Annotated in this window: 26 protein-coding genes and 1 pseudogene; 22 read left to right on the top strand and 5 right to left on the bottom strand. The window is 39.1% G+C overall.

Annotated elements, in window-relative coordinates; genetic code table 11:
- Positions 1-160 precede the first annotated feature (160 nt).
- Positions 161-1,033, bottom strand: a complete 873-nt coding sequence (locus BLS24_RS09665) for a LysR family transcriptional regulator (protein WP_091758513.1) — start codon at positions 1,031-1,033, stop codon at positions 161-163.
- 134 nt (positions 1,034-1,167) lie between these two features.
- Here BLS24_RS09665 and BLS24_RS09660 point away from each other — a divergent pair, with 134 nt between their 5' ends.
- The 14 genes and pseudogenes from BLS24_RS09660 to BLS24_RS09600 all read left to right on the top strand — a co-directional run bounded on the left by BLS24_RS09660 (position 1,168) and on the right by BLS24_RS09600 (position 12,734).
- Entirely contained in the window at positions 1,168-1,383 is a 216-nt protein-coding gene (locus tag BLS24_RS09660; protein WP_091758511.1) for a hypothetical protein, read from the top strand.
- 25 nt (positions 1,384-1,408) lie between these two features.
- Entirely contained in the window at positions 1,409-2,401 is a 993-nt protein-coding gene (locus BLS24_RS09655; protein ID WP_091758509.1) for an alpha/beta hydrolase, read from the top strand.
- Positions 2,398-2,862: a cyclophilin-like fold protein gene (locus BLS24_RS09650; protein ID WP_242872269.1), complete on the top strand. Its 465-nt coding sequence runs from the start codon at positions 2,398-2,400 to the stop codon at positions 2,860-2,862. The genes BLS24_RS09655 and BLS24_RS09650 overlap by 4 nt, the downstream gene beginning before the upstream one ends.
- Before the next feature lie 30 nt (positions 2,863-2,892).
- A complete protein-coding gene (locus BLS24_RS09645) occupies positions 2,893-3,093 on the top strand; it encodes a hypothetical protein (RefSeq protein ID WP_091758507.1) in 201 nt (66 codons plus the stop codon).
- 168 nt (positions 3,094-3,261) lie between these two features.
- The gene (locus tag BLS24_RS09640) at positions 3,262-3,735 is read left to right on the top strand and encodes a nucleotidyltransferase domain-containing protein (protein WP_091758505.1); all 474 of its coding nucleotides are present in this window, start codon (positions 3,262-3,264) and stop codon (positions 3,733-3,735) included.
- Complete coding sequence (locus BLS24_RS15295; protein ID WP_176764402.1) at positions 3,728-3,877, top strand: hypothetical protein; 150 nt, start codon at positions 3,728-3,730, stop codon at positions 3,875-3,877. The genes BLS24_RS09640 and BLS24_RS15295 overlap by 8 nt, the downstream gene beginning before the upstream one ends.
- Positions 3,878-3,906: 29 nt before the next feature.
- Entirely contained in the window at positions 3,907-4,443 is a 537-nt protein-coding gene (locus tag BLS24_RS09635; protein ID WP_091758503.1) for a hypothetical protein, read from the top strand.
- Positions 4,444-4,465: 22 nt separating this feature from the next.
- Positions 4,466-4,835, top strand: a pseudogene (locus BLS24_RS09630) (hypothetical protein).
- 63 nt (positions 4,836-4,898) lie between these two features.
- Positions 4,899-5,627: a GH25 family lysozyme gene (locus BLS24_RS09625; protein WP_091758502.1), complete on the top strand. Its 729-nt coding sequence runs from the start codon at positions 4,899-4,901 to the stop codon at positions 5,625-5,627.
- Between the two features lie 377 nt (positions 5,628-6,004).
- Positions 6,005-7,891, top strand: a complete 1,887-nt coding sequence (locus BLS24_RS09620) for an EAL domain-containing protein (protein ID WP_176764401.1) — start codon at positions 6,005-6,007, stop codon at positions 7,889-7,891.
- 91 nt (positions 7,892-7,982) lie between these two features.
- A complete protein-coding gene (locus BLS24_RS09615; protein WP_091758500.1) occupies positions 7,983-8,819 on the top strand; it encodes a patatin-like phospholipase family protein in 837 nt (278 codons plus the stop codon).
- The gene (locus BLS24_RS09610) at positions 8,819-10,882 is read left to right on the top strand and encodes an oxidoreductase (protein WP_091758499.1); all 2,064 of its coding nucleotides are present in this window, start codon (positions 8,819-8,821) and stop codon (positions 10,880-10,882) included. Before BLS24_RS09615 ends, BLS24_RS09610 begins: the two co-directional genes overlap by 1 nt.
- Before the next feature lie 17 nt (positions 10,883-10,899).
- Positions 10,900-11,685, top strand: coding sequence for an FIST N-terminal domain-containing protein (locus tag BLS24_RS09605; protein WP_091758498.1), 786 nt, complete (start codon positions 10,900-10,902; stop codon positions 11,683-11,685).
- Positions 11,686-11,693: 8 nt separating this feature from the next.
- Positions 11,694-12,734, top strand: a complete 1,041-nt coding sequence (locus BLS24_RS09600; RefSeq protein ID WP_091758497.1) for a hypothetical protein — start codon at positions 11,694-11,696, stop codon at positions 12,732-12,734.
- A 66-nt stretch (positions 12,735-12,800) separates the two neighbouring features.
- Here BLS24_RS09600 and trxA read toward each other — a convergent pair whose 3' ends face one another.
- Positions 12,801-13,118 (bottom strand): thioredoxin, encoded by a 318-nt coding sequence (trxA, locus tag BLS24_RS09595; RefSeq protein ID WP_091758496.1) that lies wholly within the window; start codon positions 13,116-13,118, stop codon positions 12,801-12,803.
- Between the two features lie 226 nt (positions 13,119-13,344).
- Between trxA and BLS24_RS09590 the strand changes: the two genes are divergently transcribed.
- Positions 13,345-14,496, top strand: coding sequence for a glycosyl hydrolase family 8 (locus BLS24_RS09590; protein ID WP_091758495.1), 1,152 nt, complete (start codon positions 13,345-13,347; stop codon positions 14,494-14,496).
- A 69-nt stretch (positions 14,497-14,565) separates the two neighbouring features.
- On the opposite strand, the gene BLS24_RS09585 is transcribed toward BLS24_RS09590, so the two are convergent.
- The gene (locus BLS24_RS09585) at positions 14,566-16,230 is read right to left on the bottom strand and encodes a methyl-accepting chemotaxis protein (RefSeq protein WP_091758494.1); all 1,665 of its coding nucleotides are present in this window, start codon (positions 16,228-16,230) and stop codon (positions 14,566-14,568) included.
- Positions 16,231-16,526: 296 nt separating this feature from the next.
- Here BLS24_RS09585 and BLS24_RS09575 point away from each other — a divergent pair, with 296 nt between their 5' ends.
- The 4 genes from BLS24_RS09575 (at position 16,527) to BLS24_RS09560 (ending at position 19,351) form a co-directional block, all read left to right on the top strand.
- On the top strand, positions 16,527-17,147 hold the full coding sequence (locus BLS24_RS09575; RefSeq protein ID WP_091758489.1) for a zinc-ribbon domain-containing protein: 621 nt from the start codon (positions 16,527-16,529) through the stop codon (positions 17,145-17,147).
- A gap of 219 nt (positions 17,148-17,366) precedes the next feature.
- Complete coding sequence (locus BLS24_RS09570) at positions 17,367-17,990, top strand: RpiB/LacA/LacB family sugar-phosphate isomerase (protein WP_091758487.1); 624 nt, start codon at positions 17,367-17,369, stop codon at positions 17,988-17,990.
- 7 nt (positions 17,991-17,997) lie between these two features.
- Positions 17,998-18,357, top strand: a complete 360-nt coding sequence (locus tag BLS24_RS09565) for a hypothetical protein (protein ID WP_091758485.1) — start codon at positions 17,998-18,000, stop codon at positions 18,355-18,357.
- Positions 18,350-19,351, top strand: a complete 1,002-nt coding sequence (locus tag BLS24_RS09560; RefSeq protein ID WP_091758483.1) for an asparaginase — start codon at positions 18,350-18,352, stop codon at positions 19,349-19,351. Before BLS24_RS09565 ends, BLS24_RS09560 begins: the two co-directional genes overlap by 8 nt.
- A 68-nt stretch (positions 19,352-19,419) precedes the next feature.
- On the opposite strand, the gene BLS24_RS09555 is transcribed toward BLS24_RS09560, so the two are convergent.
- The gene (locus BLS24_RS09555; RefSeq protein ID WP_091758480.1) at positions 19,420-20,913 is read right to left on the bottom strand and encodes an autotransporter outer membrane beta-barrel domain-containing protein; all 1,494 of its coding nucleotides are present in this window, start codon (positions 20,911-20,913) and stop codon (positions 19,420-19,422) included.
- A 246-nt stretch (positions 20,914-21,159) separates the two neighbouring features.
- Here BLS24_RS09555 and BLS24_RS09550 point away from each other — a divergent pair, with 246 nt between their 5' ends.
- Both BLS24_RS09550 and BLS24_RS09545 read left to right on the top strand, forming a co-directional pair.
- Positions 21,160-21,795 (top strand): TetR/AcrR family transcriptional regulator, encoded by a 636-nt coding sequence (locus BLS24_RS09550; RefSeq protein ID WP_091758478.1) that lies wholly within the window; start codon positions 21,160-21,162, stop codon positions 21,793-21,795.
- A 76-nt stretch (positions 21,796-21,871) separates the two neighbouring features.
- A complete protein-coding gene (locus BLS24_RS09545; RefSeq protein WP_091758476.1) occupies positions 21,872-23,557 on the top strand; it encodes an ABC transporter ATP-binding protein in 1,686 nt (561 codons plus the stop codon).
- 64 nt (positions 23,558-23,621) lie between these two features.
- Here the strand turns inward: BLS24_RS09545 and BLS24_RS09540 are convergent, their stop codons facing one another.
- Complete coding sequence (locus tag BLS24_RS09540; protein ID WP_176764400.1) at positions 23,622-24,530, bottom strand: Rpn family recombination-promoting nuclease/putative transposase; 909 nt, start codon at positions 24,528-24,530, stop codon at positions 23,622-23,624.
- A gap of 388 nt (positions 24,531-24,918) precedes the next feature.
- On the opposite strand from BLS24_RS09540, the gene BLS24_RS09535 reads away from it, so the two are divergent.
- The gene (locus BLS24_RS09535) at positions 24,919-25,275 is read left to right on the top strand and encodes a hypothetical protein (RefSeq protein WP_091758472.1); all 357 of its coding nucleotides are present in this window, start codon (positions 24,919-24,921) and stop codon (positions 25,273-25,275) included.
- The last annotated feature ends 710 nt before the right edge of the window (positions 25,276-25,985 follow it).

The following is a 25,985-nucleotide window of genomic DNA, read 5'->3' as shown; positions in this document are numbered from 1 at the left end:
ATTATGGATTGTACGCTGCTTTTTCTGTGTATATAATAACTCATGGATCTTAAGTATGAAAAATACATCCCTAAAGAGTATCTGCTGGACGGCTTTGATGCAACTACCAAGTCAGATTATTATAAAAAGATGCTTGGGGACGAGTAAGTTATATCCGAATTTAAAACGACTCCCTTACCTGTGCCAGAAATTTTTCTGCAATAGGTGTGAAGGTCTGGTACTTGTTCCAGATAAGATATAGCTTTGTTTCCTGTTTGGGAGAAAGAGGACGGAATACAAGGTCGCTTTCTTCGGAGCAGTCTATCAGATGCTCAAAGGTCAGAAGTATACCCAGGCCTTCCTTGGCAAACATTGATGCATTATAAGAAAGACGGAAGGAACCTTCCAAGTGGAGCTTGGAAAAATTCTCCCCGGCCCATTCCGGGATCTCGATATTCCAGCTTTGTTCAGAGCAGAAGAGTGGCTGTCCTATAAGGTCGGCTACTTTTATGCTCTTTTTCTTTGCCAGGGGATGACTCTTTAAGATAATAGCACCCCAGCGGTCAGTATCAGGGAATGTGACATAGTCATATTTATCTTTGTTAGGTGTTTCGCAGATTACGCCAAAATCCAGTAATCCCTTATCAAGCTTTTCTGTTACCTGCTCAGTGTCACCGCTGGTGATGTGGTAGGTGAAGGAAGGATATCTGTCTTTTAGCTTTTTAATCTCTCGGGCTAGATGACAGATCTGATAGGATTCCGCCAGACCAAAGTATATGTCTCCACCTGTGATATCATCCAAGGAGACAAATTCCTGCTCTATCTTATCTGCCATTAAAACAAGATCCTCAGCACGGTCACGCAGTAGCATTCCTTCATCTGTGAGTTTGATGGAAAAACTATGCCTTATAAATAGTTTTTTTCCAAGTTCTGCCTCAAGACTCTTTAATGCCTTGGAAAGAGTAGGCTGTGTGACATGGAGTAATTCTGCGGCTCGTGACATGTTCTCTTCTCTTGCGACGGCAAGAAAATATCTTAAATTCCTTATTTCCATAAGAATCCCCTTAAATAAAGTGATATGCCAAATGTGAATATCATGATATTCATTATAACCATTAGCGAAGAGATTGTACATGGATTATAGTGAAGATGTCAGATAAAAACACAACATAAACAGGGAATAAAGAGATGGATACAGAAGATATTGTTGAATGCCTCAGGCATCTTGGCTTTGAAGATGAAAAGTGCATACAGGCAGGAAAATATAAAAAGGTGGAGCAGAATGAAGAACTGCTGGGATTTCTTAGAAAGTGCCGGTGCACGCTAATGGATGAAATGCATGAGAGCCAGAGAAAAGTGGACTGCATGGATCTGATGATACACAGACTTGAAAAGAACAGTTAACAACATGAATAAGGAGAAAAAAGAGATGATGAAAACTGAAAAATTAAACCTGACAACCAAGTGGGATAAGACATTTGAGAAGAGCGATAAGGTTCTTCACAGTAAAGTGACCTTCATAAACCGCTATGGCATAACACTTGCTGCAGATATGTATGAACCAAAGGATGCAGAAGGAAAACTTCCTGCACTTGCGGTATCAGGACCATTTGGAGCAGTAAAAGAGCAGTGCTCCGGGCTTTATGCACAGACTATGGCAGAGAGGGGATTTTTGACGATTGCCTTTGATCCTTCATATACCGGAGAGAGTGGCGGCGAGCCCAGATACATGGCATCTCCTGATATTAATACTGAGGATTTTATGGCGGCGGTTGATTTCCTGAGCCTGAATGAAAAAGTGGATCCGGAGCACATCGGTATCATTGGAATCTGCGGCTGGGGCGGAATGGCTCTTAACACTGCTGCATTAGACCCACGCATTAAAGTTACCGTGGTTTCAACAATGTATGATATGACCAGAGTAAATGCAAACGGATATTTTGATTCGGAAGACTCAGAAGAAGCTCGATATGAGAACAGGAAGACAATGGCTCTTCAGCGCCTGGAAGATTTAAAGAACGGTTCCTATAAACGTGCAGGAGGATGCCTGCCACTTCCTGTTCCGGAGGATGTTCCGTTCTTTGTGAAAGATTACAGCGAATACTATAAGGGCAGGGCATATCATGAAAGATCCCTTAACTCCAATGAAGGATGGAATGTGATCGGATGTGAGTCGTTTATGAATCAGCCTATCCTTAAGTATTCAAATGAGATCAGAAGCGCAGTGCTCATCATTCATGGAGAAAAGGCGCATTCCTGCTATTTCTCGAAGGATGCCTATGCAAATATGATAAAGGACAGCAAGTATACGGAAAATAAGGAACTCATGATCATTCCGGATGCTGTTCATACTGATTTGTATGATAATCTTGATGTGATCCCATTTAACCATATCGAAGAGTTTGTAAGGAAATATGTATGAAGATAAGAATAGCATTTATACTGTTCGTTTTTGTATTTCTTATGCCGGGAGCAACGGCGTGTGGTACAGTTGATGCCTATAGCTATCCATATGAAACGGAGGTGAATGACACGAAGACTTTGCTGATGAAGATTGGAGATACAAGTGTAGATGTTGCCTGGGAAGAAAATGCTTCTGTAGAAGAGCTTAAGAGTTTAGCTGCATCAGGACTGACAATATCGATGTCGATGTACGGCGGCTTTGAGCAGGTGGGACTTATCGGAAAGAGTATCACGAGAGATGATAAACAGACAACTACAACAGCTGGAGATATTGTTTTGTATTCCGGAAATCAGCTGGTAGTCTTTTACGGCTCCAATTCCTGGGCATATACAAGGCTCGGAAAGGTCAACTTGTCTGAAAATGAATTAAAAGAACTACTGAGCAACGGTGATGTTACGATTACACTCAGTGTTGAATAGGAGGATATATGGCAAAGAAGGTTTTGATAATTGAAACAAGCATTACGAGATGAGCGGTCAGATGAAGCTTATACAGATGAAAAAGCTGTCAGTGGTGTGAACGGCTGGATTGATTGCTTTGAAAAGGTTGAGTTCAAGGGGAAGGTTTTTGCCGGCGGTGTAAATGATCGTGGTGAGATTGCAGGGCATAAGGCGTTGAACGAGGCTTATGCTTTGGGAAAATCAATCTAAACTGCTGCGCATAAAATTACAGGATAACTGATATTAAAGATAAATAAAAGATGTACAAATTGAGCAGGTGCAATATTTGCACCTGCTCTTGACATTGAGGTGCAAATATTGCATTATAAATATACATCTAGTGCAAAAAGTGCATTTGAATGCTTTATGAGGTGCAAAATGAGTGAGGTTAAAAAACTTAGAATAGAAAAAAAGCTTACGCAACAGCAAGTTGCAGATCTAGTAGGGATTTCGCTTAGGTCATATAAATCCTATGAAAATGATAAGGATAAAGAAGGCACCATCAAATATGCTTACATTCTGGATAAGCTCAAAGCTCTGAACCCCATTGATGAGGAACATGGTATTCTGGATATGGATTTCATCATAGATAAGTGCAAAGAAGTATTTGATGAATATCCTGTGCATTACTGTATTTTGTTTGGCTCTTATGCCAAAGGAAAAGCTACAGAATCCAGTGATTTAGACTTCCTTATTTCTTCTGATGTGAAGGGACTTAAGTTTTATGGGCTAGTTGAAAAACTCAGGTTGGCTTTACATAAGAAAGTGGATGTTCTTAATCTGGACCAGCTTAAGGATAACCTTGAACTTACTAATGAAATACTTAGGGATGGTATTAGGATTTATGGATAATATAAAAAATGATCATTATTATCTTGAGAAGATAAAGAAAGATATTGCATTTATTGTGATTCATATGAAGGACGTGGATTTGCAGGAACTTAATGAAAATGAAGTACTTCTAGATTCTATGCTCTTTAGAATCCGAATTTAATCGCACAAATATCAATTTGTGGGGGGATTATGGTTTTATATCATTATTTTGATAAAAAGATCAGGCCGTTTAAGAATCTTTCAGATCTCAGCGAAGAGGAAGCAAACCAAATATTATTATCTATAAAAGATAATAAAACGAATTCCATGTGCGCAAAGAGGCAGGAGAGCTATATTTCTGATAGAAGAAGATTTGAAGGAATTCTAAGAGAAGAATTTTTAAAGAAAGGTGGAAGAATAGAGCGTAATGTTCCGCACTATCTTGTGGTTGGAAAATGCCCATGGCTTCAAAGCTGGTATGAGGATTGCGATTATATAGAGATCGATACTGCGGATTTAGACTTGCGTACTGTTTCTTTTACATATGGAGATTCTCATCCGACATTTAGTGACAAGATAAATGATGGAAAAGAGTATCGAAAAAAACTTTATACCTATGAGGAAATACTGAAAATCATTGATAAATACGGACTGCCTCAGGACTGGAATCCGGATGGAAAACATGGACCAGAACGATATGTGGAAGTTCATGTTTGGAGTGACATACAGACGGGAAAAAGAAGTTAAATAAAGCTTGGAGGAGAAGACTATGACATTAGAACCCATTACTATAACTGATAAGCTTGGAAGAACTGTTGAGTTAAGGTCAGCAAGGGTTGAAGATGCTGAAGACTTGATTCAGTATCTTAAGGTTACTTGCGGAGAAACTCCATACCTTATAAGAGAACCTGATGAAGTTACGCTCACTTTGGAAGCTGAAAAGAACTTTCTTAAGAGTAAGATTGAATCTGAACGTGAGCTTATGCTACTTGCATTTGTCGATGGCAAACATGTGGGCAATTGCGCTTTATGAGAAGCTTGGTTTCAAGAAATATGGTACTTTTCCTGACAACATGAAATATGCAGACGGAACATACCGTGATGCATACTGGATGATGAAAAAGCTGGAGAACAAATGATGAAAGTTCTTTTTAGAAGATATGTCGCATCCTAAAATGTGCTAGATAAGATGAGAGGGTGTCATGAAAAAGAAGATACTGATTTCAGCTGCGGCGCTTGTAATACTTGCAGCGCTTATGGGATTAACAGCTGGTTTATTTTATTTTGGAGTGCTTCATATAAATAATCCTTCCAAGAGAAAGTACCCTATTAGAGGCGTTGACGTCGCTCATTATCAGGGAGTAGTTGATTGGGAAGTGTTGTCAAAAGAGGATATTTCTTTTGCATATATAAAGGCAACAGAAGGCTCTAGTTCCGTAGATGAGCAGTTTGAAAAGAACTGGAACGAAGCGCAAAATACAGATCTTAGGATTGGAGCGTACCACTTTTTTAGTTTGGATTCATCTGGGGCAACACAAGCAGAGAATTTCTGTAAGACAGTGACACCTGTTCCAGGCATGCTCCCACCAGTAGTTGATGTGGAGCCTTATGGTGGATATAGAGAGCCAGATATGCTTGATAAGGACAAGATGCTTGCTGAACTTGGGGATTTCCTAGATGGAGTAGAGACTTGCTATTCCATGAAGCCTGTTATCTATACTACAGAGGAATGGCTTCCTGTGATACAAGAAAGGTTCGCAGACTACGATGTCTGGATCAGAAATGTTTACGGCAAGCCAGATCCATCAATTAACTGGACTTTCTGGCAGTATTCCAACAGGCATGTGTTATCAGGCTACTATGGAACTGAAAGATACATTGATATGAATGTCTTCTATGGGGATGAAGAGACATTTTCAGCCTACAATTGAATTTTGCTAGTTGTTGAAGCAAATCTAATGAGCATAAAAATAGAAAAAATCTGGCAAAATTGCATAAATATGCAAGAAAAAGTATGCTTAATTCAAGCCACAATACATCAGCCATGGCAGGAACAGCGCCCGAGAAACGGCGTAAAATCAAGGCGAAGACCTATAAAAACAAGCTATCCTTAGCTTAAAACATGGATTTTAGGTGATTCTAAACTGCATAATCTCATGTATATATAATACTTTAATAGTTTATTTATACTTTCATATCACAAAATATAGTAATATTGAATTATAAAATAAAAAGGAAAACTGCACTAAATAACGTAATCAGCATCACTGTAACTTAGGCTCTTAACATGTTTTCCAGGAGACTATATATGTGGGATTTAAGTTATGCATTTCCAAGTTTATTATTGCTTCTGATATATCTTGGGTATTACTATGTCCTTCCGCATATTCCAACCAAGAGAAATCTGACCTTCGTTTCTCTTTTGGTCATCGAGTGTGGCAGCGTTATCATGGACATATTGTCTAGCTGGGTAGATATGCACCATACTATTTATCCTTTATCTATTGAGTATTTTACCAACAGTCTTTATTTCATATTGTTCTTTTTGCGCACATACGCATTCTTTAGTTTTACAGCTAGTGTACTTAGGATCGACAATTGTAGAAATCTGCTCGTACAATTATTTGTGAGGATACCTTCTGTTTTTGGAATAGTTGTAACATTTTTTAGTCCATGGCTCAAAAAGATCTATTACATGGATGAAAACGGATATCATAGTGGACCGTGGTATAACTATATCTATATAGCAAGTGCGTTATATCTTCTTGGAACTTATGTAATATTTTTTATTTACAAAAACAAACTTGTTAGAAGAAGGGAAGTAGCAGGAATCTTCTGGTATAACACTATCCTAGTGATAGGAGTGATCTTAAGATATATGTTCCCAAGTCTTTTACTTGAAGATACTTTCTGCCTTATTGCCATAGTTATAATCTATCTGTCCTTTGAAAACCCTGACTTTTACCTTGAAGGAAGAACATCATTTTTTAACAGTAAAGCTCTTAAGGAATACCTGGGAGAAATAAGTGGAACCAAGGAATATAACATGTTTGCAGTTGTTATCAAAAACTACAAAGATGTTCGTGAGATCTACGGCGCCCAGCAGATGGCTCTGGGTATACAGATGATAGGCAATTTCCTTCAGAAAAAATACCCTGGATCTCTGATCTTTTACTACAGAAGTGGAAGATTTATAGTGCATGGTCATGAGAAATATAACTACGATGATATGCGAAAAGAAATATCAGATAGATTCGAGATGCCTTGGAAGGCCAACGGGGCAGAGCTTTACCTGGATGCAGGATACATATATATGGGTCCGAAGGAAAGTTCCAGATCAGCAGATGTAGTCCTTAATATGCTTACAAGTGCTCTTGGTAAGGCAGAGAGCACAGTGGATGATCTGATCATCCTTGGGGAGCAGGAATTTAGGGATAATGCTAAAGAGACTGAAGCAAAAAGATCTCTTGAATATGCTATTGATCATAACCTTGTTGAAGTATATCTTCAGCCTATAATTGACAGCATTACCAAAAAAGTAATCGGTGCAGAAGCTCTTGCCAGGATAAAAGATCCTATGGGTAAGATTATCTCCCCTAGTATATTTATCCCACTAGCAGAGAAAAGTGGGCAAATTGTCGAACTCGGAGAGCAGGTCTTTGAAAAGGTTTGTAGGTTCATCAGTGAAAATAATATGAATAAGATGGGACTTAAATGGATCAACGTAAATCTGTCACCTATCCAGTTTATGAGACCTGATATCGGTGATAAGCTCTTAGCCATTATGAAAAAATATAACGTTAACCCTGAAAAGATCCATTTTGAGATCACTGAAGAGATCATGGTTGAGGAGTCACTGCTCACAAAGCAGATAGAACTTTTACAAAATAGTGGACTGTACTTTGTGCTTGATGATTATGGCAAAGGTTATTCCAATCTTTATCGCGTAAAGAAATGCCCATTTATCAATATCAAGCTAGATATGAGCCTTGTCTGGGAATATATGAGAGAACCTGATGTTATGCTTCCCAATATGGTCAACACCTTTAAGAGTATGGGATTTAGCATAACTGCAGAGGGAATAGAAGATGAAAAGATGGATGAGGAGATGAGCAGAGTTGGATGCGATTATCTTCAGGGGTTCTATTTTTCCAAACCTATCACAATGGAGGAATTTGTGGCTAAATATTCCTAAATTAGTAGTATAATATAAGTAGTCTATTAAGGAGCAGTCTCTTAGGGACTGCTCCTATTTTTACGTAAGAATCAAGGCATTAGGAGATATTATGAAAACGGGTATTGTAATGGAAGGCGGCGCAATGAGGGGAATGTTCACTTGCGGCGTTTTGGATGTGCTCATGGAAGAGGGAATTACCTTTGACGGAGCTGTAGGGGTATCAGCAGGAGCAACCTTTGGTTGCAATCTCAAATCAGGTCAGATAGGCAGAGCACTTAGATATAACAAGAAATACTGCACTGACAAGAGATATCACAGCATTTCCTCACTCATTACAACTGGAGATATTTATAACGTGGATTTTTGCTATGAAGAGCTTCCTTACAAGCTTGATAAGTGGGATGTAGACTCTTTTGCAAGTAATCCTATGGAGTTTTACTGCGTGGCAACAGATGCTGTTACTGGTAAGCCTGTGTATTACAAGTGCGAAAAAGGCGATAGGAAGGACATCAAGTGGATCCAGGCGTCAGCATCCATGCCTCTGGTATCAAGACCTGTTAAGATAGATGGCGGCGTGTATCTTGATGGTGGCATTTCAGATTCAATTCCTCTTAAATTTATGGAGAAAAAGGGCTACGACAAGATTCTTGTAATTGAGACTCAGCCCAAGGACTATGTGAAGGGCAAGCAAAAGTATATGCCTCTTGTAAGGCTCATGCTCAGGAAATATCCAGGCATGATAAAGGCCATGGAAGACAGGTACCTAATGTACAATGAGGAAAAGAGATACATAAGAGAAAAAGAAGAAAAGGGCGAGATAGAGGTGATCAGACCTTTAGAACCTCTTAATATAAGCGCTATAGAAAAGGACCCTAAGGAACTTGAACGAGTTTATCAGCTGGGCAGAGCTGAGGGTAAAAAATATATTGGTAGGAGAAACGCATAATGGAAAAGAGATTAGATCCATTATTTACTAAATGGAATATTGGAAAGGTTGAGATTAAGAACCGCTTTGTTATGACATCCATGGGAGGAACAGATCTTTTTGGATGGATGGAAAAGAATCATTTCGACAAGGCAGGAGCAGATTTCATTCTGGAGGTTGCAAAGAATAATGCAGGACTTGTACTTCCTGGATGTCAGCCAGTTTATAATCCAATGTTTGGACAGTGGCTTTACAAGAATCAGAAGATGTATCAGGATCTTGCAAAGTGGATGCCAGAATTCCATAAGACAGGTGCTAAGCTCTTTGTTCAGCTTACAGCTGGCTTCGGTAGGTCTTTTACCGTAAGCTCGATGATGGAGACTTTATACAATAACAAGGCTCTCAGAGTATTATCCAAGCCATTTATGGACCTTGACAAGATCACAGCTACTGCAAGCCCATCACCTAACAGATGGTCAGACAAGCTCCCTTCAAGAGCACTTACAGTAGAAGAGATCAGAGAGTATGTTGAGGCCTTTGGTAAGACAGCAAGGCTCCTCAAGGACGCAGGTGTTGATGGTGTTGAAGTTCATGCAGTTCATGAGGGATACCTCCTTGATCAGTTTACTCTCGATTATGTTAATAAGAGAACTGATGAATACGGCGGTAGCTTTGAGAATAAGTACAGATTTGCTGTGGATATCGTAAAAGAGATCAAGAAGACCTGTGGAAAAGACTTCCCTGTATCACTACGATACAGTGTAATTTCTAAGACTAAAGGATTTAGACAAGGTGCCCTTCCAGGAGAAGATTATGTAGAGGCTGGAAGAGACTTTGAAGAGTCCAAGAAGGCAGCTAAGTACCTTCAGGATGCTGGCTATGACATGCTCAACTGCGACAATGGCACTTATGATGCGTGGTACTGGGCTCATCCACCTATCTATATGCCAGAAAACTGTAACCTTGAGGACGTTGAGAACCTCAAAAACTTCGTAGATATTCCTGTAGTATGCGCAGGAAGACTTGATCCTAGGGTTGCAGCTGATGAGATTGCAAAGGGCAAGCTTGATGGTGCCGGATTTGCAAGACAGTTCCTGGCTGATCCAGAGTGGATCACTAAGCTCATGAACGACAAGGAAGATGACATCAGGCCATGTATCCTTTGTCACAACGGATGCTTTAACATGTGCCATTACAAGGGCGTTCCAAACGATCAGAAGCTTAGCGATAGCCTTCACCTTGCAAGATGTGCTGTTAATGCAGAAACAATGCAAAAGGACAAGCATTTCATCAAAAAGACCAGGCACCCTAAGAAGGTTATCATCATCGGTGGTGGTATCGGCGGAATGGAGGCTGCAAGAGTATTGAAGCTCCGCGGCCATGAGCCAGTTATCTATGAAAAGACCTCTGAACTTGGCGGAGCATTTATAGCTGCATCAGCTGAGTCTTATAAGGGTAAATTGCGAGACCTTCTTTCCTGGTACAAGAGAAAGATGGAGGAGCTTGGTATTGAGATTCACTATAATACTGAGATTACAGACGTTAGGTCTTTTGGTAAGAGCGACATCATTATGGCTACAGGAGCCAAGGCTAGGATCCTTAGAAGTGTTCCAGGTTATGAGAACATGATAGAAGCCTGCGATTTCCTTAGAGGCAAGGAAGTTGGTGAGACGGTTGCTGTAATAGGCGGTGGTCTTACAGGTTGCGAGATAGCTTATGAGCTGGCACTTAAGGGCAAGAAGCCAATTATCGTAGAGATGAAGGATGACCTTGTATCTCAGCCTGGTGTGTGCCTTGCAAATAGCTCATATCTTAGAGAATGGTTTGAGCTTCACAAGGTTCCTGTTTACCTTGAGACTAGTCTTAAGGAAGTAAGACCTGATAGCATCCTTTGCACTACCAAGGATGGCAAAGAAATAGAGATAAGCTGCGATTCAGTTATCAGTTCTGCTGGATATATTTCAAATCCTATTATCAAAGATAGCGAGAGAACAAGTAACATCGACCTTGTAGGCGACTGCAGAAGCGTAGGAAACTTAAGATCAGTTATTTGGAGAGCATATGAAGTTGCCATGAGAATCTGACAGATGGAGAGTGCTTTATGAATATCTTTTACGGGAAAAGTTCATCAGGTAGTCTGGCTGAGGCATTAAATGGCCTTACAGCACCAAAGCTTATTATCATCCTTAGCTGTGAGGAGAAGTTTGAAGTAAATGTTGAGACATTAGAAAGGCTCTATCCTGGAATCCCCAGTATAGGATGCACTTTGATGTCCTATGGGGCTGATCTTGTAGAAAATGGAGCATCTGTAATTGCCTTTACAGGAGGAGTTTCCATAGCTACAGGCGTTTTAGAAAAGACAAGGACAGCACCTGCCAGATTCATAAAAAGACTTATTGATGATGTGGAAGCTCTTTCTCCTGGTAATGACGATACAGCCCTTGTTAACTTCTGTACCGGTGGAGACAAGAAGATGCTAAGCACCATCTCCTATGAGATAGAAAGTAAAGGTATTCATTCAATAGGTGCAGGAACAAATAAAAGCCTAGTTTCAGCTAATGGCGTTATCTATGAAGAAGCAACAGTTTATGCTGTTATCAAGAACCTATCAGGCAAGATAAAGTCCTATAGCGAAAATAGCGACGAAGCAGAAACAGAGCAGGTTTCACAGATAATGGAAAAGATACATCTTGATTTTCCTTCTTTTCCTTCAGTTCTTGCCATGAATAATTTTTCAAGGTATCAGGCCTTCAAAGATAATGGAGAGCTAGACTCATACCTTAAAAAGCTTGAAATGCTCGGGGACTTGTGTGGCATTGTTGGCTACGGAGTGCATTTTAAGGATAAGTTTTTAAAGGGCGCTATGTCATGCATTGTTTTTGAGTGAGGTGGGCTATGTTTGATGTGTTTGGCAAAAAGAAGTTAAACGATCAGGAAGAATTTGATGAAGAGGCTATAAATGAGAAAAGAGCAAGGGCAGAAAAAGACGAAGCCATCATCTACATTTCTGATTCTATAAAAAAATATACAGATGACCTTAAAGGACAGCAAAAAAGCGTTAATGAGGCTTTGAAAAATCTTGAAGGAGCTCTTTTGGCTAGCTCTTCCAAGGAAAAGATAGGGGCAAGCGTTGAGGTCCCTGATGCAGAGAGACTTTTGGAAAAGTTCGATGTGGAGCCTTTCAAGCTATCTAAGGTAAAAGAAGAGCTTACAGATGGCGTAAAAAAGGCATCTGAGAGCCTTGAAGCTGTTGATACGTCGGTTCCTACAGCTCCTGAGAAAGCGTCACTTGCAGAAATCAAGACAGAGCTTGAAAATATCAGGAAAACCCAAAATAGCATCATGGAGGAAGTTCTTTCACTAAAGAACATTGCATCAAGAGGAGATGTGCTGGCACTTACAGCTACCATTGAATCCTCCAAGATAGGAGATGCCGCAATACCGATTGCCTATGTGGCAGGAGACCTTAGAGGCATTGTTGCTGATATAAGAGCAGTATATGACAAAGCTTGTGAGCTCTCAGAGGGAACAAAAGAGCTAAACGACAAGATTGATAAAATGATCGATGACAAAGCTCAGGAAATAAATTATAAAGCTGAGATTTTCTCAAAAGAGGTTGAGACAAAGCTTGGAGAGATTGATACTGCGGTAATGACAAGTAAGGATAAGGTTGATAGCCTATCAGGAGCAGGAGTTATCCTAGATGATGTATCTCAAAGCATAAGGGATAAAGCAATGAAAAACAGTGAAGCTGTAGATGCCAAGCTAAAGAGCCTAGGCGAAGTATTCACCAATATGGAAAAAGCTGATGAAGATCTTCAGCAGTTTCAGGATAAGATGAAGACTGCGATCAGTAACGTTAATACCGATGAGAGTATCTATGAAAAGATAGGAGATCTGTTAGAGCAGATAAGACCTATTATTCAGGAAGATTAAAGCAAAAAGCTGACGTGCATAAAATGCGCGCCAGCTTTTTTATAAGGGGAGATAGAAAAAGGCAAATTATAAAACTGCGTCAAGCTTCTTGGCAAGGGCATCTGCAGGCATTGCACCAGTTGCACTGTCTACAACTTCGCCGTTTTTAAAGATAAGGAAGCTTGGGATTGACATGATGCCGTATTTTGCAGCGAGAGCGTTTTCTTCATCAGAGTTTACTTTGCCGACTTTGATCTTGCCGTCGTAAACTTCTGCCATCTTCTCAACTACAGGCATCATCATCTTACATGGTCCACACCAGTCTGCGTAGAAATCAACTAAAACTGGAATGTCACTGCCGAGTACTTCTTCATTGAAATTAGCTTCTGTAAATTTATATTCCATAACGATAATCTCCTTTATTTACTTTTTTATGTTTAGTAGTGGCTTAAATTTTGATTACAATTATATTTTACACAATATAATTAAATTGTCAACAATTAAATTTTATTATTTTGAAAAATCTTTTTTGAAACCGCAAAAAATAGCTAGAATATGGCAAATAAAGGGAAGAATATTTTTTTGTAAAATGCGAAGATAATCAAAATGATATATAGAAAGGGAAAAGAATATGGGGGCATTTGAAAGTAAAAACTATAGAAATTTCTTTAAAGAGATAGGTAAGACAGACGAAGAGATAGCTGCCAAGATAAAAGAGGCAGTAGATACTTTCTTTTACGATGAAAACGAGAGAATATATCATGAAGATAAAGACATGGGTTATCTTGTTGATACCGGTAATATTGACGCCAGAACAGAGGGGATGTCCTATGGCATGATGATGTGCGTTCAGCTTGATATGAAAGAGGAGTTTGACCGCATTTGGAAATGGACCAAGAAGTACATGTATATGGAAGAGGGCGAGAATGAAGGCTATTTTGCATGGTCTTGTCAGCTTGATGGTACCAAGAATGCCTATGGACCAGCTCCCGATGGAGAAGAGTTTTTTGCTATGGCTCTTTTCTTTGCATCTCACAGATGGGGAGATAGCGAAGGTATCATGAACTATTCAAAAGAGGCTAAAGAGATACTTAAGGCCTGCATTCACAAGGGTGAAAATGGAAGAGAAGGCTGCCCAATGTGGAATCATGACAACAAGCAGATCTTGTTCGTGCCAGGAAGTCCATTTACAGATCCTTCATATCATCTGCCACATTTCTATGAGTTATTTGCTCTTTGGGCTTATGAAGAGGATAGAGATTTCTTTAAGGAGGCAGCTAAGGCCAGCAGAGAGTATTTAAAGACGGCCTGCCACAAGGAAACAGGACTTAGCCCTGAATATGGAAATTTTGATGGAACACCTATGGATAAAGAGTTATCTTGGGGATATTTTGGAGATTTCTTTAGCGACGCCTATAGAACTGCCGCAAATATAGGACTTGATGCAGTATGGTTTGGTGATGACAAGGAGCTCTTATCAATTCCTCTTAGGATGATGAAATTCTTTGGAACAGATCTTGAAGCTGTAAGATGTACCTATAAGGTTGATGGAACACCAGTAGACAGACCGGTCCTTCATCCAGTAGGACTCGTATCAACTATTGCTCAGAGTGCTCTTACAGTTCCTTATAGCGATGAAAAGGGTAGTGATTACGAGATAGCCAAAAGATGGGTGAACTGGTTCTGGAATCAGCCACTTAGAAAAGGCGTTCGCAGATATTATGACAACTGCCTGTATATGTTTGCCCTTCTTGCTCTTTCAGGAAATTATAGGATCTACTAAAAAATGAGCCCTAGGGACGGGGTTGTGGCTCACTTTCTCCGTTCCTAGGGCTAGATTTTTGGTTGAAGATTAAGCTGATGTAGCTCCAATCCGGAAGAATGCCATCTCTTCGTCCAGAATCTTTGCAATCTTGTTTAGGCTGCTTGCTTTCTGAGATACTGTTTCCATTGTCTCTGAAAGCTCCTGCATGGAAGCTCTTGTTTCTTCTGAGCTTGCAGCATTCTCCTGAGAGATAGAAGAGAGGTTAGTGATAACATCACTGATAACCTTGCTGGCCTGATCGGATTTATCAACGTTAGTAACGATCTCACCTGTAAGAGCAATTGATCTGTTGATGTCTTCGATAAGAGCATCAACCTGCTCGATTGTTCTGTGGATAGTACTACGCTGGTTATTGATGATCTCCTGAACACTTCCAGCTTCTTCCATGGTCTTATTAGAATCAGCAGCAAGTCCCTTCATGGACTCCTGGATATTTCTAGCAGCTTCTGCAGACTGATCTGCCAGCTGACGGATCTCTTCAGCTACTACAGCAAAGCCCTTACCTGCTTCGCCAGCTCTTGCAGCCTCAATACTAGCATTGAGAGAAAGAAGATTGGTCTGAGCAGCGATAGCATCGATGATAGTAACAGCTTCAGAAATGGTTGTTACAGCAGTATTGGTATTACCAATAAGTTCAACGATTCCGTCGATGGCTTCAATACTTTCTCTTGTGGATTTTCTAAGTTCACCCAGCTTTTCCTGGCTGGCTGTGGAATTCTGCTGCATTGAATCAGCAAGTCCCTGCATTTCCTTTGTATTAGCTGTGATAAGTTCGATCGCATCGTTGATATCACTTACGCTACCCACAGCATCCTGTAAGGATTCAGCCTGGCTAGAAGCTCCGGTAGCAACCTGAGCTACAGCAACAGTTACATGCTCTGCAGTTTCAGATATTGTATTAACGGTATCGCTAAGATATCCAGCAGAATCATCAACTTCATCAGAAGATGTTCTGGCATTTCCGATAACGCTTCTTATCTTTTCAGCCATATCAAAGAGAGCACTGGACATTTCACCAAGCTCATCTTTTCTATTCTTTACCTTATCGCTTAAGTGAATCTCAAGATTACCTGTAGACATCTGACGTACAGCCTGTACGTTTTCATCGATAGCCTTGATGATCTGAAGTACATAGAATACTGTAGCGACAGTGAAGGCAATGATAATGAGACCAGCAATAGTGATCATGGTCTTAATTCTGTCATTGATATAAGTTGAAATATTGATCTTCTTAAGTCCTACAAAAGCCATACCATAAACGTCACCAGTTTCGTTGTCAATCAGTGGCTCATAAGCAACATAGTATTTTTCTCCATTGATCACTACATTCTGAGCCTGATAGGACTGCTTTCCATTAAGTACAGCAGCAATAACAGCATCTCCGGCCTTAGTACCTACTACACCTGAGATACTTGATCTTTCTCTAGTATCCCCCCTAAAAAAGGTATAGTCATAACCTGTCTGATCACTTAGCTTCTTTTCAAGGTTATCCAAATTTTCAGTGGAATATTGAAGCACCATGGCATAAGATTGGCATGCAGCCTTAACACCTGTTTCGACCTCGGTTTCCATGCCACGGCGAAGATTGATAACGCCAATAAGAGTAGCAATAGAACCTACAAGAATAAGAGCTAGCATTACAAGTCCGCTCATTATTACACGCAACGAGGTTATTTTACTTTTTTCCTCCATAAGTTACCTCCATGAAAAATGGGTTGATAAGTGCGACTTGTGTTATAAAAAATTATGCAAAATATAACGAAAAACTCTCAATAAATATACTAACATATCGACAAAAAACGCCGAAAATTAATTTTGTATTAACAAAGGGTGAATATAAAATAATATTACAATATATGGTATTTTTGCCACTTGATCTCATGCAGATACTGTGTTTTGCTTGAAAAAATATTTTTTATCCATTATGATTATTGTGTTGCGTTTAGCGTAACAAACGGAAACTTATAAAAGGAAAGAGAGAAAAAATTATGAATTGTAACACATGTGGAGCACAGATTCCAGAAGAATCACAGGTTTGCCCAAACTGCGGCAACCCAGTAACACCAGTAGTAAATGCAACACCAGTTCAGCAGACACCTGTAAATAACGGTCAGCCTATGGGAGCACCAGTTGATGGTTCAGCATTTAACTATGTTCCTCAGCAGGAGCCACTTGGAATGAAGTGGGCTAACTTCCTTGGATACTTTGTACTTTGGATCGGAGCACTTATCAATCTTTTTTCTGGTGTAGGATTTTTAACAGGTACTGTTTATAACGCAGCAGGAGTAACAGCAGAGGAAGTTTATTCATACTTTAGCGCGCTTAAGCCAATTGATACTATCGTAGGTGTTTGTACACTTGGAACAGCTGTAGTTGGTGTTATGGCAGCTATTTCTATCATCAAGCGTAAGGCTAATGCAGGTAAGCTCGTTTGTGCTCTTTACGCTGTTAACTTTGCTTTATCATTCGTTTATGCATTACTTGTTACTGTAATGACATCAATTCCAGGATTTAGCTCAAGTACGATCATTCAGCTTATCGGTTCAGTTGTTATGTTCTTTGTAAACCGTTATTACTTCAATAACCGTTCAGATGTATTTGTAAACTAAGTTCTGATCATTAAATAAGATTTGAAAAAGGATGCCCTTTGTGGCATTCTTTTTTTATACAATAGGAAATTCCTTTGGATTTCCTATTGTATAAAAAGCGCTCCGCTAAGGATGCGACTGGTGCGCAGATGAATTTTGCAAGCTAAAGCTTGCGCGTACCAGCGCGCAAAGAGTCGCGAGCGACTCTTTGTTCTACGTTAAACATCGGGGAAAAGAGATATGAAGATAGCAATAATTCAGGCAAGCTCACAAGCTGGGAAGAATGAGTTTATCTATGAAACAGTAAAGAAATATGCTAAGGATTCAGAGGTTATAAACTTTGGATGCTTTTTAGATGATGATATTAAATACAGCTATATAGATATTTCTATTTTGGTTGGAATGCTAATATATAGCGGCTCTGTAGACTTTGTGGTCACAGGTTGTTCCTCAGGCCAGGGCATGATGCTTGCGTGCAACAATATGCCTGGAGTTCTCTGCGGATATGCATATTCTCCTATGGATGCATATCTTTTTGTCCAGATCAATAATGGAAATGCTATTTCACTTCCTCTCGGAGAGGAGTATACTTTCAGCGGATATGACAATCTAGAATCTACTATAGCCAAGATGTTTAGTGAGCCCTTTGCTCAAGGGTATCCCAAAAGTGAAGCCGCAAGGAAGCTTAAGGATACTGAAAAGCTAAAGACCATCAGGAAGAATTCTCAGGTGGATATGCTAAGCCTTCTTGATACCTTGGATGAGGAGACGGTTCAGAAGATTCTTGGTAAAAGAGATGTCGTAGAATATATCTGCTCATATGGAACAGAGGACATTGCTACCTGGATAAAGACAAAGAGGTAATTACCAGATGTATAGACTGATATTTGTTGATATAGATAAGAGCCCAGATGATATTCTCATGATGCAGCTTGGAATGTTAAAAGAGAGAAATAAAGCTAGGGTCGTAGGATTAAGTACTGCGGAAACGACTTCGACGGAGACTTTTGGGAATATATTTGATGAGTTTTTGACTTGCAATGAGGGAGCATCTTTTACTACAATACAGAAGTATTGCGACGACTTAAATGTCCCAGTAAGTGAAGTATTAGTCATTGGTGACTATTCATTAGACAGTAATACTGCGGGATTTAAAGTGCAGAGACCGTCAGATATGGCGGCATCTTATAAAAAAGCTATGGAACTTTTAAGAGGATTTAAACGTGAGTAAAAAGATTCTGATCATAAATACAGGCGGCACATTGTCGTCAGTCATGAAGAGTAATGGCCTGATCCCAGGCTTATCCATATATGACATGCAAAAAGAACTGCAGATGGTATCAGGTGATACTGACATCGAGATAGAAGATTTCTGCAGCCTTGATAGTGCCAATATTTTCCCAGAGGACTGGTGCAAGCTTGCAGAGCGCATCAGTGAATGTAGAAATGACTACGATGGAATAGTTGTGATCCATGGAACGGATACACTTGCATATACTTCATCAATGCTATCATTTATGCTCAGAAACATTGGTATACCTGTAGTAATTACTGGCTCTCAGCTATCTATCACTAATCCTATAGCTGATGCTATGGAGAACTGCAGATGTGCTATCCATATGGCAGCAAGCCAGATTCCTGGCGTGTTTGTGGCATTTAATCGTAAGGTAATGCTGGGCTGCAGAGCTTCAAAAGTAAGATCCCTTAGCTTTGATGCCTTTGAAAGTATCAATTATCCAAACATTGCAACTATCAGCTCCCTTGGTATGACAATAGATGAGAAGGCAGTTCCAGAAAGAAGCGGAATCTTCAAGCTTTCTAATACATTTTCTGATAAAGTCTGCATGATCAAGATGTTCCCAGGCATTCACAGGAGCTTCCTTGAAAGTATTGCTGATCAGGGCTACAAAGGTCTTTATATTGAGGCCTATGGAATTGGCGGTATGCCATTTGTAAAGCACGACTTCATCGGAACCCTTGATAAGCTCATTAAGGGCGGCATGACAGTAGTTGTTGGAACTCAGTGCAGATACGAAGGCTCCAAGATGGACGTCTATGAAACTGGTAAAAGAACTCTCGAGATCGGAGCGTTAGAAGCCCATGATATGACCAGTGAAGCAGCCCTTACCAAGCTCATGTGGATCCTTGGCATGACAGATAACAGCTCAGAAATTAGAGATTATTATTCAATTAATATGGCAGGCGAAATGACTGTCAGAAAATGAGCCCCAGGGACGGAGGTTAGGGCTCAAAAAGGGGACGGCTTAAAACCGTCCCTTTTGTGTTATATATTTCAGTTCATTGCTACGCCGTTTACGTATAGAGTATATCCGTTAGATACAACATTTGAGATGTTTCCATCAAATGATGTGATGTATGTATCAGCTGTAAGTGTCCATGTGCTTGTGCTATCAAGAGTTACGTTAACTTCTCCAATCTCTGTTGAAACTGTAGTGCCTTTTGCGTTTGTAATATCACCGCTTATTGTGCCAGTAAAGCTTGATCCCTTAGTGAGATTAAGTGTAAGAGTAGAATTATCGCCTACAAGGATTGTTCCTTCAAGTGTCTGATCTACTGCATTTAATGTTGCAATGTTATCAGAACCATTCCAACCATCGTCACATACTGAAAGAAGAATATTGTCAGAGTCTTTATTTGTGATCTTTACGTTTTCAAGGTTGATAACAGCATTAGTGTTAGTTACATGGAATACATGACCATTTTTGCTTGTAAGTGAGCCACCTGTCATATCAAAGGTTGATGTACCGCTGTCGGCGTCACCTGACATAGACTGGTAGATCATGATAGAGTCAAGGAAAGTAGCATTTCCGTTCATCTGAGTATTGTTTGCAGTCATGTCGCAGTCTGTGAGTGTGATAGAGTTCATACCTTCAATACAGACTGCTTCTGAGAGGTTTGAAACTAGTGTTGCATTTGAAACAGTAATGTCTGCAGTTGAATAGATAGAAGGAGAGCCAAGACCGTTAGTAGTATAGGTTCCTCCATCTACAGTAACTGTTCCGCCTCCTCTGTCAGTTCTGATGGCAGCAGATGACTGACCACTTGTTGTAATTGTAAGATTCTTGGCATTTGTGACACCGCCGCCTGTTGTCATGATTCCGCCTGAACCATCACCAGTTGTTGTGATCACTGTATCAGAAATGTTAATTGTTGTGCCATCACCGGCAGCCCCGTTCTGACCGCCGTTACCACCATAGGAAAAGACACCGTTTGCTCCGTCAGCATCAGATGTGATAGTGCCACCTGGGATAGTGGTTGTTGAGCCATCTTTTACCAGAACAGCTGCGTTAAGGCCATAGAAGTTGCAGTTATCACCGCCGTCTGAGTCTCCAGTCTTAGTAACAGTTGCATCTGTAATAGTGACGTCTTCAGAAGTTTCTATCAAAAGAGCTGATTCGTCAGCTGTGGTGCTTGAATAAGTCTTGCCTTTCTGGGAGTCGCTACTTGTGATCTCTACAGCACCTGAGTAATCTATATCAGCACTACTCATTCCGCCGCCGCCAAAACCACCGCCAGGAGCACCGTCTGGGGCTTCTCCGTCAGGCTTATCAGGTGCACCATCAGGTCTTTCTCCATTTGGAGCTTCACCTTCTGGCATCTCTGGAACTTCACCTTCAGGCATTTCCTCGCTACTTATATCTTCTGTAGAAATAGTAGTTTCTGTTGTTGACTGTGTAGCTTCTTTTTGAACACAGCCTGTAACAGTAGCACACATAACCATAAGTCCTACATATGGGATTAACTTTTTTACTTCTAATTTTTTCATAATGTTTCTCCTTGCAAATGAATTGTTTGTTATGAGTGCATTATGAATAGCGAACCTAAATCCAACTTAAAAGTATAATAAAATGTATATAAAATGAGCCCTAGGGACGGAGGTTAGGGCTCAAAAATATGCTATTGACTGTGATAATGAGCCCTAGGGACGGAGGTTAGGGCTCAAAAATATGCTATTGACTGTGATAATAGAAATTGGTATTATACATACCAAGAGTATGTATGAGGGTAACCTATGGCGAGAAATAAGTATCCAGAACAAACTGTAGAAAAGATATTAGATGTTTCGGAGCGCCTTTTTTTGGAAAAAGGATATGATAATACCACCATTCAGGATATTGTTGATAGTTTGGATGGGCTATCTAAAGGTGCCATTTATCATCATTTTGATAGTAAAGAAGCAATTTTATCTGCTATTGAAGGACGTATTTTTAGCAAAGATAATCCCTTTAAAATAGTTGAGAATGATGATAGCCTTAATGGTTTGCAGAAGTTACAGACAGCGATTAGCTACAATCAAAAGAAACAGAGTAAACCAGATAATAAGAAGATTAGTAATGAGATAATTCCTCTTCTAAAAAACCCAAGGATTTTAGCTAGTTCCATTGAATCTAATAGAAAATATCTAGCACCTGAGTTTTATAAATTGCTTGAAGAAGCAAAAACAGATAATTCGATCAGTACTCCATATACAAAAGAGATTTCTGAATTGGTGCCGTTATTGGAGTTATGGATGATGCCATCTGTGTTTCCTGCTACACAAGAGGAGATGGTTAAGAAGTTGGAATTTATCAAAGAACTTTTCGATAAATTAGGAGTTCCAATATTTACTGATGAGTATATAGAGAACACAAAAAGATTGTTGAAATAAAGATTGTCGTAAAAGACAATTTTTATTTTTGCAGTATACATACCGAACGAATGTATGAAAAAGGAGATTATAGTACATGAAAAAAGTATTTTACACAAAAAACGTATTACCTTTTGTTGTGACACTAGTATTCACAATCCTTCAAGGGATATTGATGTTGGGGATATCACTAATTCTTAAGGCTATGATAAATACCATATCAGGTACAGATGTTAAGTCGCTAAAAGAAATAACTATGATGATAGTGCTTTTTCTATTTTTACTTAGCGCTTCTTATGTATTTATCTGCATATTCAAACCTATTTTTATGAAGAAGGCACTAACTAACTATAAGAATTCTATGATGGATAATATCTTAAGAAAAAAGCAGTTTTATCTTAAAGAAGAGGATACATCTGTATTATTGTCAGGTTTGACAAATGATTTAAACACGATTGAAGCGAATTATCTTGATGCATCTTTTATCTTGATAAAAGATATAGTTTATTTTGTTGGCGCTATAACTTTGATGCTGATTGCATCGTATACATTAACTGGAATAGTGATATTACTTATTATCATACCAATGGCAACTTCGATGCTTACAGGAAGAAGTCTTGTTCCTGCTGAAAAAGAAGTGTCAGAGAAAAATGTTGATTTTGTCGCATTGCTAAAGGATTGTTTTCAAGGATTTTCAGTAATTAAGAGTTTTCAAGCGGAAAAAGAAATTCTCAGTGTTGTATGTGGGCAAAATGATGAGCTTGAAGAAATTAAATGTAAAAGAAATGCTATTAAAATCTTAGTAGGGATGATTGGAATGATTGTCAGTCTATTTGCTCAGTTTGGAATCTTCTTTGCAGGAGTATGGATGGTTGTAACAGGAAGAGGAATTGATGCTGGAACGGTATTACTATTTGTAAATCTTATGAATTTTATTGTTACACCGATAGCAGAGGTGCCATCGTTACTTTCATCAAGAAAAGCTGCTATTGCGCTCATAGAAAAGATGGAAGAAAAGGTCAAAATCGATGATAAATTGGAAAAAGGTATAAAAGTTTCTGAGGATATTTCAAAAGGAATAGTTTTGGAACATGTGTCTTTTGGATATAATGAAAATAATACAGTTTTAAAAGATATTTCTTTAGAATTTGAACCTGGTCGAAGCTATGCGATAGTAGGAGGCTCGGGATCTGGGAAAACATCATTATTAAATTTGTTAAGAGGAAGTACTGACATATACGAGGGGGCAATTAGATATGATGATCATGATTTAAAGACTATTGAAAAAGAAAGTCTTGCAAAGCTTATATCGGATATAGAGCAGGAAGTTTTTGTATTTGATGCGTCAATAGAAGATAACATAAAAATGTTTAAAGATTTTCCTAGAAAAGATGTTGAGAGTGCTGAAGATAAAGCAAATATCAAAAATATTATCTCAGAAAGAGGTCAGGAATTTTTGTGTGGTGAAAATGGGAAGCATCTTTCTGGAGGTGAAAAGCAGAGAATATCTATTGCTAGAAGCATATTGAAAAAAGCAAAGGTTATAATAGCTGATGAACCTTGGTCATCTTTGGATAAACAGAATGCTTATGATATTTCCAAAGAAATAGTTGGAATAACTGATGCGATACGTATAGTGGTAACACATTTATTAGATAAAGATATATTGAAACAATACGATACCATAATAGCAATGAGAGATGGGAAAGTTGTTGAAATGGGAACATATGATGAACTGATTGAAAATGATGGTTACTTTAAAGCACTGTGCAAAATGGCGTGAGAGTGGTTATAGGAGAAAAGGGGACGGCTTAAAACCGTCCCTTTTCTATGTGCCTTTTGTACTATTAGCTTTTAACAATTGCTTTATTTTTGCTAATCAGTTCGTTATATATTTTTTCGGGATCATAGTCTGGAGCATATTTGATAGCGATATCATATATTCTTTTGATATGATCCTCATCTTCTACAAGGTCAGCAGCAATCTTACCAGCATCTTGTTTCAGAGATATTTTCTTTGATACCTGCTTGATTAGTTTAATTTCTTCGCCATTTCGTCTTTCTTCCTGTACATCAAAGCCTTCCCAATCATCGAAAAGTCCCATATGCTGCCTCCTTTCAATCTTGTCGACCAAATCCTGGATATCATTCTCAGGAACATTCTGCTTTCTTAGTATTACAGCAATAACTCTTGCAATAACTTTCAGAACATCTTCTGGAGAGTTTTCAAACAAGCCATCGAGGTAACCTTTAGGGAGTTTTAGATTTTTATAATCTCCAAATGCATCGTTTAATACTATGCGTTCAGATAGTGACTTGCTTGCAGTCCATTCATCTTTGCCTTCATAGTAGACAATAGGGAGAATGGGTGGATATTTGAAATCCTTAGTGTGTGATACTCCAGGAATAAGCTTATTTTGTTCTTGCTCATAGTCCTCCCAAATATAGACCATGTAGCGGAGTATCTGCATAATTACATTATAGTCTACGCCGGACTTGTGTTCAATCAGCGCTATGAAAATCTCTTTGTTTTCTGCTAGGTGCACCTTTTTGATTACATCTGCATCCCTTTGTTCGGTGAACATAGGAATAAATCTTTCTGTTACATCTTCGATGTCTTCAGGCTTAATCTTCTTTAATTCTTCCATGTCTACGTAGTCGTTGAAGAGCTGAGAACATAGTACAGGGTTTTCAAATATAATCTTGCCTCCACTATCAGCAGTTTTGCTATTACTAATTTGTTTGCTTTTTTTCATTAAATCCTCCTTAAGTATTAGTTTTGGCGCCATATCCTAATACACGAGAGGTAGTAATGAATAATAAAGAGAAAAGAAATATGACAAGATCAAAAAAGTGGAACATGCCAAAATGTTTTGGTTGTAATATTCAGTATATCTTCAAATTCAATAGGGATAAATGGCGAAATGCCTCGATACCTCTATGTGTATAAGATTTGTCGTTTGGTTATTCTATCATTTTCCAGTTTGAATGTAAATATATTAGGTTTTATCGCTTATATTTTGCGCACAAAACGGTATATATTGACTTTAATTTGCATGGTTATGTATTATGTTATAGTTGTTTCTTATCTATACTTTTTATTGAGGGGAAAACTTATATATACAGATATGGAGGTACTGTGATATGACAAAAAGAAATATTGGTTGGGCACTTGTATGTATTGGTTTATTTATGCTTTTCAAGATGATGAGAATATCATCATTTGGATTCTACAGCATAGGCAGAGTTAATACATCAGCTATAGTTTTGGTGCTTCTTATTCTTTCTGCCATTGCAGTAGTAGTAAAGAAAAATAAATTCACGATCGGATGCCTTATCGCATCATTAGTTGTTTTTGTTCTTGCACTAATGCTTGGCACCGAAATTTACTTTAGTTATGTTTCACTCATCGATGTACTTTTAGTATTTGTTCCAATCGTTCTTGGAGCAGGACTCATCATCAAAAGTGCACTTGAAAAAGTAGGACACAAAAAAGACTAAGCGAGAAAAAGTGAGCCCTAGGTCGGTTTGGGGCTCACTTTTTTAGTGGTAGGGAGCATGCTATGGGGTGCCCGACCGCAGACTCACAGGCAGCTACCCTACAGTATATTTTTTCTCATCCTTCGAATTTTGTAGTTCATGGCATTTATTTTTCTTTTGAAATTCTTTGAAACAAACTCGTCTTTAATACTCATTTTTGTCTGTAAAGTTTTGGGTTTGAACGATTGTCAAGAAAACGCCATTTTCTTATGCTCATAAGCAGTTTTTGACACGCATGCGGTTTGCGTTGTTTGAAGCAGGGCGTAAAGAATTTATAATAAGTGGTCACGCCCGCTTTTGGCGGGCTTTGTAAACAGGAACAAGAGGTGACTCTGCAAGCTGATATGTAATGACCTCCTGTCAAGTAAAAAATGACAGGAATCACTACAAATGTATTTAATTGTTTCTGAAGGCATCTTGAAAGAGCCTCGGAGTATCAGTTCCCGGCATTGGCCACTCTGATATACGTGGATTGGTTACCAACAGGTCAATGGTCCGCCGTGAGCTCTACCGTCTAGCGGCGTGGATCACAGATTTCTCTGTGCCGACATAGCTTGCTCGTAGATAGCTCGAACCTTGAAATGGCCGAAGCCCTTTCAAGATGTCTTCAGTTGTTACTTATTATTGGCCAGATGTAAATGGCGTAAGCCATCTTACATCTGCTTGATTAC

Source organism: Butyrivibrio sp. INlla18 (genome assembly GCF_900103635.1).
Classification (GTDB): Bacteria; Bacillota; Clostridia; order Lachnospirales; family Lachnospiraceae; genus Butyrivibrio.
This window is presented reverse-complemented; position numbering and strand designations above follow the sequence as displayed.

Coding starts and splice junctions, on each gene's coding strand:
- BLS24_RS09665 (WP_091758513.1), bottom strand. CDS start 1,033: ATGGAAATAAGGAATTTAAGATATTTTCTTGCCGTCGCAAGAGAAGAG.
- BLS24_RS09610 (WP_091758499.1), top strand. CDS start 8,819: ATGGAAAAGAGATTAGATCCATTATTTACTAAATGGAATATTGGAAAG.
- BLS24_RS09640 (WP_091758505.1), top strand. CDS start 3,262: ATGAGTGAGGTTAAAAAACTTAGAATAGAAAAAAAGCTTACGCAACAG.
- BLS24_RS15295 (WP_176764402.1), top strand. CDS start 3,728: ATGGATAATATAAAAAATGATCATTATTATCTTGAGAAGATAAAGAAA.
- BLS24_RS09600 (WP_091758497.1), top strand. CDS start 11,694: ATGTTTGATGTGTTTGGCAAAAAGAAGTTAAACGATCAGGAAGAATTT.
- BLS24_RS09655 (WP_091758509.1), top strand. CDS start 1,409: ATGATGAAAACTGAAAAATTAAACCTGACAACCAAGTGGGATAAGACA.
- BLS24_RS09625 (WP_091758502.1), top strand. CDS start 4,899: ATGAAAAAGAAGATACTGATTTCAGCTGCGGCGCTTGTAATACTTGCA.
- BLS24_RS09565 (WP_091758485.1), top strand. CDS start 17,998: ATGTATAGACTGATATTTGTTGATATAGATAAGAGCCCAGATGATATT.
- BLS24_RS09660 (WP_091758511.1), top strand. CDS start 1,168: ATGGATACAGAAGATATTGTTGAATGCCTCAGGCATCTTGGCTTTGAA.
- trxA (WP_091758496.1), bottom strand. CDS start 13,118: ATGGAATATAAATTTACAGAAGCTAATTTCAATGAAGAAGTACTCGGC.
- BLS24_RS09550 (WP_091758478.1), top strand. CDS start 21,160: ATGGCGAGAAATAAGTATCCAGAACAAACTGTAGAAAAGATATTAGAT.
- BLS24_RS09615 (WP_091758500.1), top strand. CDS start 7,983: ATGAAAACGGGTATTGTAATGGAAGGCGGCGCAATGAGGGGAATGTTC.
- BLS24_RS09540 (WP_176764400.1), bottom strand. CDS start 24,530: ATGAAAAAAAGCAAACAAATTAGTAATAGCAAAACTGCTGATAGTGGA.
- BLS24_RS09555 (WP_091758480.1), bottom strand. CDS start 20,913: ATGAAAAAATTAGAAGTAAAAAAGTTAATCCCATATGTAGGACTTATG.
- BLS24_RS09535 (WP_091758472.1), top strand. CDS start 24,919: ATGACAAAAAGAAATATTGGTTGGGCACTTGTATGTATTGGTTTATTT.
- BLS24_RS09620 (WP_176764401.1), top strand. CDS start 6,005: ATGTGGGATTTAAGTTATGCATTTCCAAGTTTATTATTGCTTCTGATA.
- BLS24_RS09585 (WP_091758494.1), bottom strand. CDS start 16,230: ATGGAGGAAAAAAGTAAAATAACCTCGTTGCGTGTAATAATGAGCGGA.
- BLS24_RS09575 (WP_091758489.1), top strand. CDS start 16,527: ATGAATTGTAACACATGTGGAGCACAGATTCCAGAAGAATCACAGGTT.
- BLS24_RS09570 (WP_091758487.1), top strand. CDS start 17,367: ATGAAGATAGCAATAATTCAGGCAAGCTCACAAGCTGGGAAGAATGAG.
- BLS24_RS09605 (WP_091758498.1), top strand. CDS start 10,900: ATGAATATCTTTTACGGGAAAAGTTCATCAGGTAGTCTGGCTGAGGCA.
- BLS24_RS09650 (WP_242872269.1), top strand. CDS start 2,398: ATGAAGATAAGAATAGCATTTATACTGTTCGTTTTTGTATTTCTTATG.
- BLS24_RS09545 (WP_091758476.1), top strand. CDS start 21,872: ATGAAAAAAGTATTTTACACAAAAAACGTATTACCTTTTGTTGTGACA.
- BLS24_RS09590 (WP_091758495.1), top strand. CDS start 13,345: ATGGGGGCATTTGAAAGTAAAAACTATAGAAATTTCTTTAAAGAGATA.
- BLS24_RS09635 (WP_091758503.1), top strand. CDS start 3,907: ATGGTTTTATATCATTATTTTGATAAAAAGATCAGGCCGTTTAAGAAT.